The organism is Mesorhizobium sp. M7A.F.Ca.US.005.03.2.1 (genome assembly GCF_003997795.1).
GTDB lineage: Bacteria > Pseudomonadota > Alphaproteobacteria > Rhizobiales > Rhizobiaceae > Mesorhizobium > Mesorhizobium ciceri.
Window position 1 is genome coordinate 1 of the sequence record NZ_RZRP01000131.1, and the last position, 10474, is coordinate 10474.

The following is a 10474-nucleotide window of genomic DNA, read 5'->3' on the forward strand; positions in this document are numbered from 1 at the left end:
CTCTTTCATGGCGTCGAGATAGCGCTCGAATGCCTTGGCGAAATTGACCTGGCCGGGAAAGTTCGAACCGTCGCCGATCCACACCGTCAGCGCCTTGGAGCCGAGCGTCTTGCCGATCTCGATGCATTCGAGATTGTGCTCGACCGCTTGCCGGCGCGTGCCGGCGTCGGCATGCGACAGCGAGCCGAATTTGTAGGAGAGCTTCTGGTCCTTGGCGTCGGAAAAGGTGTTGGAGTTCATGGCGTCGAAGCCGAGGCCAAAGCGCGAGGCCGCTTGCTTCAGCCGGTTCGGATCGGCCTTGTCCCACGGAATGTGCAGGGAAACGGTCGGCGTCGCCTGCGTCAATTGCTGGATGACGGCGCAATCCTCGATCTTGTCGAAGATGTCGCGTGGCTCGCCGGCACCGGGAAAGCGGGCAAAACGCGTGCCGCCGGTGCCGACGCCCCAGGACGGGATCGCCACCGCGAATTTCTCGACCTTGTCTCTGACAGCGTCGATGGCGATGCCGCGACGGTCGAGCCGCTCGCCGAGCGAGGCATAGTCGCGCTCGAGGTTGGCCTTGCGCGCGGCGTTGTCCTTGTCGACGAGGCCGGCGGAGATGATGTGTTCCATCGTCCCCTCCGCTCAGCGCGTGAACGACTGGGCGTTGCCCGCGTCGACATTGATGATGTTGCCGGTCGACTTGGCCGACATGTCGGACGCCAGGAAATAGATCGCCTCTGCGATGTCTTCCGGGAAGACCGAGCGCTTCAGCATCGAACGCGAGCGATAGTGCTCCTCCAGATCGTCGGTCGACATCTTGTAGGCGGCGGCGCGCTGTTCCTTCCACTCGCCGGTCCAGATCTTCGAGCCGCGCAGCACCGCGTCCGGGTTGACGACATTGACCCTGATCTGCGCCTCCGCGCCCTCCAGCGCCAGGCAGCGGGCGAGATGGATCTCGGCAGCCTTGGCGGTGCAATAGGCGGCGGCGTTCGGCGATGCGGCAAGGCCGTTCTTGGAGGCGACGAAGACGACGTTGCCGCCAATCTTCTGCGCGCGGAACAGCCGGAACGCTTCCCGCGAGACCAGGAAATAACCGGTCGACAGGATGTCCATGTTCTTGTTCCACAGCGCCAGCGTCGTCTCCTCGATCGGCGCCGAGGAGGCCAGCCCTGCATTCGATACCAGAATGTCGATGCCGCCGAACTCGACCGCTGTCTCGGCAAAGCCCGAAATGACCTGCTCCTCCGAGGTGACATTGATCAGCACCGGCCGCACGAAGTCCCTGCCGTAGACTTTCGCCAGTTCGTCATTGGTGCTGGCGAGTGCCGCCTCATCGATGTCGGCCAGCACCACGCAGGCGCCTTCGCGCAGCAGGCGGTTGGCCGTGGCGCGGCCGATGCCGCCGGCGCCACCCGTGACCAGGGCGATCTGGCCGGCAAGCGACTTCGGCTTCGGCATACGCTGCAGCTTCAGGTCTTCGAGCAGCCAGTACTCGATGTCGAAGGCTTCCTGTGCAGGCAGGCCGACATAAGACGACACGGTGGAGGCGCCGCGCATGACGTTGATGGCGTTGACATAGAATTCGCCCGAGATGCGCGCCGTCGCCTTGTCGCCGGCGAAGGTGAACATGCCGACGCCGGGCATCAGGTAGACGACGGCATTGGGATCGCGGATGGCGGGCGAGTCCGGATGCTTGCAGCTGTCGTAATAGGCCTGGTAGCCAACGCGATATTCGGCGATGTCGTCGGCAAGACGCGCGATGACGGCATCGACATCGGGTTTTGCCGGATCGAACTCGATGACCAGCGGGCGGATCTTGGTGCGCAGGAAATGGTCAGGGCACGACGTGCCAAGTGCCGCCAGCGGGCGCAGATCCCTGGAGTTGACGAATTCGAGCACAGCAGTGGAATCGTCGAAATGGCCTGTTTTGTGGCTCCTTTCCGAGATCAGGCCGCGAATCCTCGGCATCAGTTTGGCCGCGATGGCACGGCGCTCAGTGGCGTCGAGCGACTTGGCCGCTTCACCGCCGAAGATAGCGACACCCTCGGAGCGGCGCTCGAACCATTCGATCGCCTGGTTGATCACTGAGATCGTCGTCTCGTAGCATTCCCTGGGGGTGTCGCCCCAGGTGAACAGGCCGTGGCTTTCCAGGATGACGCCCTTGGCGGCTGGGTGTTCGAGGCAGAATTTCTCCAGCCACAGGCCAAGTTCGAAGCCAGGGCGCTTCCACGGCAGCCAGCCGATGGCCTCGCCGAAGATTTCTTTCGTCAGCGCCTTCGAATCCTTCGCCGCGGCAATGGCGATGATGGCATCGGGATGCATGTGGTCGACAAAGGGCTTCGGCACGTAGGCATGCAGCGGCGTGTCGATCGAAGCCGCACGCGGATTGAGGTTGAAGGTGCAGTGCGGCAGGAAGCCGACCATCTCGTCTTCGTGCTCGACGCCGCGATAGAGGCCTTTGAGCGCGCGCAGCTTGTCCATGTAGAGCGTGGCAAAGCCGTCCAGCTTGATCGAGGCGCTGTCGCCGCCCGATCCCTTGACCCACAGCACTTCGACATCCTCGCCGGTAAGCGGGTCTTTCTGCCAGATCTTCGACGACGTGTTGCCGCCGCCATAGTTGGTGACCCGCTTGTCGGAACCAAGTGTGTTCGAACGGTAGACCAGAAGTTCCGGCCCGCTCATGGCGTGAGCCTTGGCCTCGTCCCACAGATTGGCGAGGCGCGCGCCGGTGCGCTTGTCGAGCATAAGAAATCCTCCCGAAGGCACGCAGAAGGCGCGGCCATTTGGCCCCGAATTTCCACGGAAGCGGTCGGCTTGTCAATCACAAACGATCAATATCGATCATATTGCACTGCACAATGAAATTATATGATCGGAAATGATTGACACTGCGCGTTTTGGGTGCCTAGATGCCCGGGCAGGGAGGAACCATGCACGAAAAAGAGCGCCACAGGATCATTCTGTCCGCCGTCCAGGAAAAGCCTGTGGTGACGGTGCAGGAGATGGTCGACCTGACGGAGTCCTCCGAGGCGACGATCCGGCGCGATATCGCGGCTCTCCACGTCCAGAAGCGCCTGCGCCGCGTGCGCGGCGGCGCCGAGGCAATCTCGCCGCCGCAGTTCATCGGGCTGGCCGGCCGGCCCTTTTCCGTCAACGAAACCATCAACGCCTCGCAGAAGCGGGCGATTGCGCGTGAAGCGGTCGAGCTGTGCAACGACGGCGAACCGATCATCATCAATGGCGGCACCACCACCTTCCAGATGGTGCATTTCCTGACCGGCCGCCGCATGCCGATCTTCACCAATTCGTTCCCCATCGCCGAGCACCTGCTCAAGCACTCCAAGAATACGGTGATGCTGTCGGGCGGCACCATTTATCGCGAGCAGAACATCATCCTGTCGCCCTTCGACAACGACGTGACGCGCAATTTCTATGCGCGCCGCATGTTCATGGGTGCGCAGGGTCTGGGGCCGCTCGGCCTGATGGAGGGCGATCCGCTCTTGATCCAGGCGGAGCAGAAACTGATCGACCAGGCCGACGAGTTGGTGGTGCTGGTCGATTCCTCGAAATTCCGCAAACGCTCCAGCCTCATCCTGTGCGGCCTGTCGCGCATCGCCACCGTCATCACCGATGACGGCATCGAGGATCGTGAAGCCAAGATGCTGGAGACCGCCGGCGTGACGCTGATCGTCGCCCGCACATCCGCAACCAACAAGGAAGAATCTTCACTGCAGGCCTGAGGCCAACTCGCGCTCGCAGCGGCGATGGAATGCAACGCTCAAGGGAGGAAATTCGATGAGCTTCTTGAAGAAATTGATGGTGACGGCTGCATTCTCAGCCGCCATGTTCGTGAATGCAGCCTACGCCGAAAACGTCAAGATCGCGCTGGTGGTGAAGTCGCTCGGCAACGGCTTCTTCGATGCCGCCAACAAGGGCGCCGAAGAGGCGGCCAAGGAACTTGGCGATGTCGACATCATCTACACCGGCCCGACCAAGGCGACCGCCGAAGCGCAGATCGAAGTGGTCAATTCGCTGATCGCGCAGAAGGTCAACGCCATCGCCATTTCGGCCAATGACGCCGACGCTCTGGTGCCGGTGCTGAAGAAGGCCATGGAACGCGGCATCACCGTCATCTCGTGGGATTCGGGCGTCGCCAAGGAAGGTCGCCAGCTTCACCTCAACCCGTCCGACACCGGCCTGATCGGCGAGACCATCATCAAGCTCGCCGCCGACCACCTGCCGGAAGGCGGCGAGGTCGCCATCCTGTCGGCCTCCTCGACCGCGACCAACCAGAACGCCTGGATCGACGCGGCCAAGAAGATCCTGCCGGAGAAGTTCCCCAAGATCAAACTCGTCGCCACCGTCTACGGCGATGACGATTCGGCCAAGAGCACCGACGAAGCCAAGGGCCTGTTGAAGTCCTATCCGAACCTGAAGGCGATCATCGCGCCGACCACCGTCGGCGTCGTTGCCGCCGCCCAGGTCGTCACCGACGAGAACCTGATCGGCAAGGTCAATGTCACCGGTCTCGCACTGCCGTCCGAGTTCAAGAAGTTCATCGACAACGGTTCCAGCCAGGCGGTTGCGCTGTGGAACCCGATCGACCTCGGCTACTCGGCCGTCTACCTCGCCCATGATCTGGCGGTGAAGAAGGAAGAGGCCAAGCCCGGCGCCACGCTGTCGATCGGCCGCGTCGGCAAGGTCACGCTCGACGACACCAACTCGGCTGCAATGGCTCCGCCCTTCCAGTTCGACAAGTCGAACATCGAAAAGTTCTCCAAGATCTATTGATCTGGAGTTCTCTAGAGCTGACGCGGCGGGGCTCACGTCCCGCCGCGGCTTTAAACGAACCTTGTTTCAGGGCTTGATACGACTATGGACACGACAGCCCAACACGGCGCGGTGAAGGAGCGGCCTCCGGCCCCGGCTCCACGCTTGACGCTGTCCGGCATCTCCAAGAGCTTTCCCGGCGTGCGCGCGTTGCACAATGTCAGCCTGTCGCTCTATCCGGGCCAGGTGACGGCGCTGATCGGCGAGAACGGCGCCGGCAAGTCGACGCTGGTCAAGATCATGACCGGCATCTACCAGCCCGACGGGGGCACGATCAGCATAGACGGCCACGCCGTCACCCTGCCCAGCGCGCATGCCGCCTTCGGCCATGGCGTCACCGCCATCCACCAGGAAACCGTGCTGTTCGACGATCTGAGCGTGGCCGAAAACATCTTTCTCGGCCACGCGCCACGCACGCGTTTCGGCACCATCGACTGGCGCACGATGCGCAAGAACGCGCGCGAAGTGCTGGACACCATGCATGCCGACCATATCGACGCCGACGCGCGGCTGAAGGACCTTGGCATCGCCAACAAGCATCTGGTCGCGGTTGCGCGTGCCATGTCGATCGACGCGCAGATCGTCATCATGGACGAGCCGACCGCCGCGCTTTCCATGAAGGAGATCGAGGAGCTCTTTTTGCTGATCGAATTCCTCAAGAGCGATGGCAAGGCGATCCTGTTCATCAGCCACAAGTTCGACGAGATCTACCGTATCGCCGACCGCTACACGGTGTTCCGCGATGGCGAGATGGTCGGCGAAGGCCTGATCAAGGATGCCGGCCAGAGCCAGATCGTGCGCCTGATGGTCGGCCGCGCGGTCGATCACATCTTCCCGCAGCGCAAGGCCGAGATCGGCGCACCGGTGCTCTCCGTTTCCGGCCTGTCGCATCCGACCGAATTCAACGATATCGGCTTCGAACTGCACAAGGGCGAGATCCTCGGCTTTTACGGCCTTGTCGGCGCCGGCCGCAGCGAGGTGATGCAGGCGATATCGGGCATCACCCGCACCTCAGCCGGCACGATCACGCTGGAAGGCAAGACGATCGCGCCGAAATCGGCTGCGGATTCGATCGATGCCGGCATCGTCTACGTACCGGAAGAACGCGGCAAGCAAGGCGTGGTGATCGGCCTGCCGATCTTCCAGAACGTCTCGCTGCCTTCGCTCAAGCGCACGTCGAAGTCCGGCCTGCTGCGGCTGTCGGAGGAGTTCGATCTGGCCCGCTCCTACACCGAGCGACTCGACCTCAGGGCCTCTTCGCTCAGCCAGGATGTCGGCACACTGTCGGGCGGCAACCAGCAGAAGATCGTCATCGCCAAATGGCTGGCGACGTCGCCCAAGGTGATCATCCTGGACGAGCCGACCAAGGGCATCGACATCGGCTCGAAGGCCGCCGTGCACGGCTTCATGGCCGAGTTGGTGGCGCAAGGCCTGTCGGTGATCATGGTGTCGTCCGAGCTGCCCGAAATCCTCGGCATGTCCGACCGTGTCGTGGTCATGCGCGAGGGGCTTGTCGCGGCGGTCTACGACAACAAGGAGCTGGACGCCGAGACGCTGGTTCGGACGGCAGCAGGGATCGCGGCATGAAGGCTTTCCTCAAATACCGCGAAATCTGGCTGGCTGCTGCCATCATCGTCTTGATCGGGCTGATCTCGACGCGTTTTCCGGCCTTCGCCGATCCGGCCAATCTGCGCCAGGTGTTCAACGACACCTCGATCCTGATGATCCTGGCGCTTGGCCAGATGGTGGTCATCCTGACCCGGTCGATCGACCTGTCGATGGCGTCCAATCTCTGCTTCACCGGCATGGTGGTGGCGATGCTGAACGCCGCGCATCCGGCAATCCCGATCCCGCTGCTGATCGTCATCGCACTACTGGTCGGCCTGGTGCTCGGCGCCATCAACGGCCTTTTGGTCTGGCGGCTGAACATTCCCTCGATCGTGGTGACTTTGGGCACACTGACCATCTATCGCGGCGCCACCTTCGTCCTGTCCGGCGGTGCCTGGGTCAATGCCGACAAGATGAGCCCGGAGTTCATCGGCTTCCAGCGCGCGGCCTTCCTCGGCATTCCGGTGCTGTCGTGGATCGCCATCCTGGTCATTGCGCTGTTCTTCGTTGTGATGACACGCACCGCGCTCGGCCGCTCGATCTACGCGATCGGCGTCAACCCGACGGCGTCCGTCTATGCCGGCATCGATGTCGGCCGGACGAAATTCATCGTCTTCTGCATCTCCGGCATGATTGGCGGCCTGTCAGGCTATCTCTGGATCTCGCGCTACGTGATCGCCTCGGTCGAGGTCGCCAATGGCTATGAGCTCAACATCATCGCCGCCTGCGTCATCGGCGGCATCTCGATCGCCGGCGGCATCGGCTCGGTCGGCGGCGCGGTATTAGGCGCACTGTTCCTCGGCATCATCTCCAATGCGCTGCCGGTCATCAACATCTCGCCTTTCTGGCAGATGGCGATTTCGGGCAGCGCAATCATTCTGGCCGTCGTGCTCAATGCGCGCGGCGAGCGCCAGCAAGGCCGCATCATCCTCAGAAAGGTGGAGGCGTGACCGACATCCCTGCCCCGCGCCACATTCCCGACCGGCTCGACAAGCCGCTGCGTTCGGCGATCTTTTCCTGGGAAGCGCTGCTGGTCGTGGTGGCCGTCGCCATCTTCGCCATCAACAGCTTCGCCTCGCCCTATTTCCTCGACCCGTACTCGCTGTCCGATCTGACCTTCAATTTCACCGAGAAGGGCCTGATCGCCTTCGCCATGGCGCTGCTGATCATCTCGGGCGAGATCGATCTGTCGGTGGCCGCCATCATTGCGCTGGCGTCGACCATGATGGGCATGGCGGTGCAGGCCGGCGCCGGCACGCCCGTGCTGGTGCTGATCGGCATCGTCGTCGGGTTAGGCTGCGGCGCCTTCAACGGGCTGCTGGTGACAAGGCTCGGCCTGCCCTCGATCGTCGTCACCATCGGCACGATGAGCCTGTTTCGCGGCATCGCCTTCATCATCCTCGGCGACCAGGCCTACAAAGGCTATCCCTCAAGCTTCGCCTTCTTCGGCCAGGGCTATGTCTGGTGGGTGGTGTCGTTCGAGCTGGTGCTGTTCCTGATCGCGGCTGTCGTCTACTGGTTCCTCTTGCACCGCACGAGTTTCGGCCGACGCGTCTTCGCCATCGGCAACAATCCGGTCGCTGCGCAATTTTCCGGCGTGCGCGTCGGCCGCACCAAGTTCATCCTGTTTTGCCTGACCGGGCTGATGTCGGGCATCGCCTCGGTGCTGATCACCTCGCGCCTCGGTTCGACGCGGCCCTCGATCGCACAAGGCTACGAGCTGGAAGTCATCACCATGGTGGTGCTCGGCGGCGTCAGTATCCTCGGTGGCGCCGGCAGCATTCTTGGGGTCGTCCTGGCCGCCTTCATCATGGGGCTGGTGACCTTCGGACTTGGCCTGCTCAATGTGCCGGGCATCGTCATGTCGATCTTCATCGGCCTGCTGCTGATCATCGTCATTGCCTTGCCGATCGTCTGGCGGCGGCTGCGCGGAGGGCGTTGATGGCCAAGAAATACGCGTTCAAGATGAAGCTGAAGCCCGGCATGAAGGCAGAGTACAAGAAGCGCCATGACGAGATCTGGCCGTCGCTGGTCGCGCTACTGAAGCAGGCCGGCGTCTCCGATTATTCCATCCATCTCGACGAGGAGACCAATATCCTGTTCGGTGTGCTGTGGCGGCAAGACGACCACCGCATGGACGAATTGCCCGGACATTCGGTGATGCAGCGCTGGTGGGCCCACATGGCCGACATCATGGAGACCAGGCTGGACAACGAGCCGGTGGCCGTGAAGCTGGAAACAATGTTCCACATGGCATGAGTGCGATGCGTCACATCGCCGTCATCGACATCGGCAAGACCAACGCCAAGGTGGCGCTGGTCGACCTCGCCACGTTGAGCGAGGTGGCGCTGCGCCGCATGGCGAATGCGCCGGTGCGGCAGGCGCCTTACCCACATCACGATGTCAAGGCACTGTGGGCATTCATCCTCGAAAGCCTTGCCGGCCTCAACCGCGAACAGCGCATCGACGCCATTTCGATCACCACCCATGGCGCGACCGGCGTGCTGGTCGACGCGGCGGGTGAACTGGTGCTGCCGGTGCTCGACTATGAGTTCGACGGCCCCGACGGGATGGCCGAGGATTACGACGCGATCCGCCCGCCTTTTGCCGAGACCGGCACGCCGCGCCTGCCGCTCGGCCTCAATCTCGGAGCACAATTCTTCTGGCAGCAGAAGAGCTTCCCGGCGGAATTCGCCAGGGCCGCGGCGCTGCTGATGTACCCGCAATACTGGGCCTTGCGCCTGACCGGCATCGCCGCCAACGAGGTCACCTCGCTCGGCTGCCACACCGACCTGTGGAACCCGTGGACAGCGGATTTTTCATCCCTGGTCGAGAGGCTGGAGTGGCGAAGCCTGATGGCGCCGGTGCGGCCGGCCAGCGATCGCCTCGGCCCGATCCTGCCCACCGTTGCTGTGCGAACCGGACTGGATCCGCACACGCCGGTGTTCTGCGGCCTGCATGATTCCAACGCCTCGCTGCTGCCGCATCTTCTCTCCGACAAGCCGCCTTTCTCCGTCGTCTCGACCGGCACCTGGGTGGTATCGATGGCGGTCGGCGGCAAACAGATTGCGCTGGATGCCGCGCGCGACACGCTGGTCAATGTCAACGCGCTCGGTGATCCCGTTCCCTCGGCGCGCTTCATGGGCGGCCGCGAGTTTTCGGTGCTGACAAAGGATCAGCCGGAGCCGTGGACCGAGGATGATGTCGGCGCCGTGCTGGCGCGAAAGATGCTGCTGCTGCCGTCGACCCAGCAAGGTTCGGGGCCGTTCCCGCACCATGCCGCGGCATGGCTCAACGCCGACGGCATCAACAAAGGCCAGCGCTTTGCCGCCATCTCATTCTATCTGGCTCTGATGACGGCGACCTGCCTCGACTTGATCGGTGCCGACGGGCCGACCACGGTCGAAGGCCCCTTTGCCCGCAACCGGCTCTTTGTCGGCATGCTGGCGGCAGCCACGGCGCGCGCCGTGGTTGCGTCGGAGGCCGCCACCGGCACCAGCATCGGCGCGGCGCTGCTGGCATCCGATCAACTGATGGCACAGGGCAAGGGCGAAAGAATAGAACGGCCTATAGACCCAGCCTGGGTCGACTATGTCAGCGCATGGCGGGCGGCAGTGGAAGTGCAGGGCTGATCAGAGAATCCGTTTGCCGAAGGCAGACATGACGAAATTGACCGCATCGGTGCCGATCCGCGGCTCCAGATCCGCGGTCAGGCCCGACACATCCATCGACAGCAGCCCGCCGGAGAGCGCGATCGCCTCCATCGCCTGATGCGTCTCGCGCACGGTCAGCCCACCGGAGCCCGCCGCCCAGCCGGCGAATTCGGTCACTGTAGGCGAGTAGCTGACATGAAAGCCTTGCGTGCCTGATGTGGCGATACGGATCGCTTCATGCATCAGGTCGCGCATGCCCATGGCGTCGATATCGGTCATGGTGAAGGCCGACACGCGTGAGTCCTTCAGCACGCGCGCTTCGGCCGGATCGGCGTGGCGCAGGCCGACGATGACGACATTCTCCGGCGACAGCTGCGGCTGCAGCGCGCCCGCCTTGTGGT

9 protein-coding genes and 1 pseudogene are annotated in these 10474 nt (G+C 63.1%); 7 read left to right on the forward strand and 3 right to left on the reverse strand.

Annotated elements, in window-relative coordinates:
• Positions 1-612: pseudogene (locus EN991_RS10205) on the reverse strand (sugar isomerase); the annotation flags it as partial.
• Positions 613-624: 12 nt separating this feature from the next.
• The gene (locus tag EN991_RS10210) at positions 625-2727 is read right to left on the reverse strand and encodes a bifunctional rhamnulose-1-phosphate aldolase/short-chain dehydrogenase (protein WP_127365808.1); all 2103 of its coding nucleotides are present in this window, start codon (positions 2725-2727) and stop codon (positions 625-627) included.
• Between the two features lie 185 nt (positions 2728-2912).
• Between EN991_RS10210 and EN991_RS10215 the strand changes: the two genes are divergently transcribed.
• The 7 genes from EN991_RS10215 to EN991_RS10245 all read left to right on the forward strand — a co-directional run bounded on the left by EN991_RS10215 (position 2913) and on the right by EN991_RS10245 (position 10052).
• Entirely contained in the window at positions 2913-3722 is an 810-nt protein-coding gene (locus EN991_RS10215; RefSeq protein ID WP_013533598.1) for a DeoR/GlpR family DNA-binding transcription regulator, read from the forward strand.
• A gap of 55 nt (positions 3723-3777) precedes the next feature.
• The gene (rhaS, locus tag EN991_RS10220; protein WP_013533599.1) at positions 3778-4773 is read left to right on the forward strand and encodes a rhamnose ABC transporter substrate-binding protein; all 996 of its coding nucleotides are present in this window, start codon (positions 3778-3780) and stop codon (positions 4771-4773) included.
• Between the two features lie 84 nt (positions 4774-4857).
• A complete protein-coding gene (locus EN991_RS10225; RefSeq protein WP_127368685.1) occupies positions 4858-6399 on the forward strand; it encodes a sugar ABC transporter ATP-binding protein in 1542 nt (513 codons plus the stop codon).
• On the forward strand, positions 6396-7370 hold the full coding sequence (locus tag EN991_RS10230) for an ABC transporter permease (RefSeq protein ID WP_127368686.1): 975 nt from the start codon (positions 6396-6398) through the stop codon (positions 7368-7370). The genes EN991_RS10225 and EN991_RS10230 overlap by 4 nt, the downstream gene beginning before the upstream one ends.
• Positions 7367-8362 carry an ABC transporter permease gene (locus EN991_RS10235; RefSeq protein ID WP_127368687.1) on the forward strand — a complete coding sequence of 332 codons (996 nt, stop codon included), beginning with the start codon at positions 7367-7369 and terminating at the stop codon, positions 8360-8362. Before EN991_RS10230 ends, EN991_RS10235 begins: the two co-directional genes overlap by 4 nt.
• Positions 8362-8679, forward strand: coding sequence for an L-rhamnose mutarotase (rhaM, locus tag EN991_RS10240; RefSeq protein WP_127368688.1), 318 nt, complete (start codon positions 8362-8364; stop codon positions 8677-8679). Before EN991_RS10235 ends, rhaM begins: the two co-directional genes overlap by 1 nt.
• Positions 8676-10052: an FGGY-family carbohydrate kinase gene (locus EN991_RS10245; RefSeq protein ID WP_127368689.1), complete on the forward strand. Its 1377-nt coding sequence runs from the start codon at positions 8676-8678 to the stop codon at positions 10050-10052. The genes rhaM and EN991_RS10245 overlap by 4 nt, the downstream gene beginning before the upstream one ends.
• On the opposite strand, the gene EN991_RS10250 is transcribed toward EN991_RS10245, so the two are convergent.
• Positions 10053-10474, reverse strand: a 422-nt coding sequence (locus EN991_RS10250) for an arginase family protein (RefSeq protein ID WP_206519183.1), incomplete at its 5' end; no start/stop codon positions are given.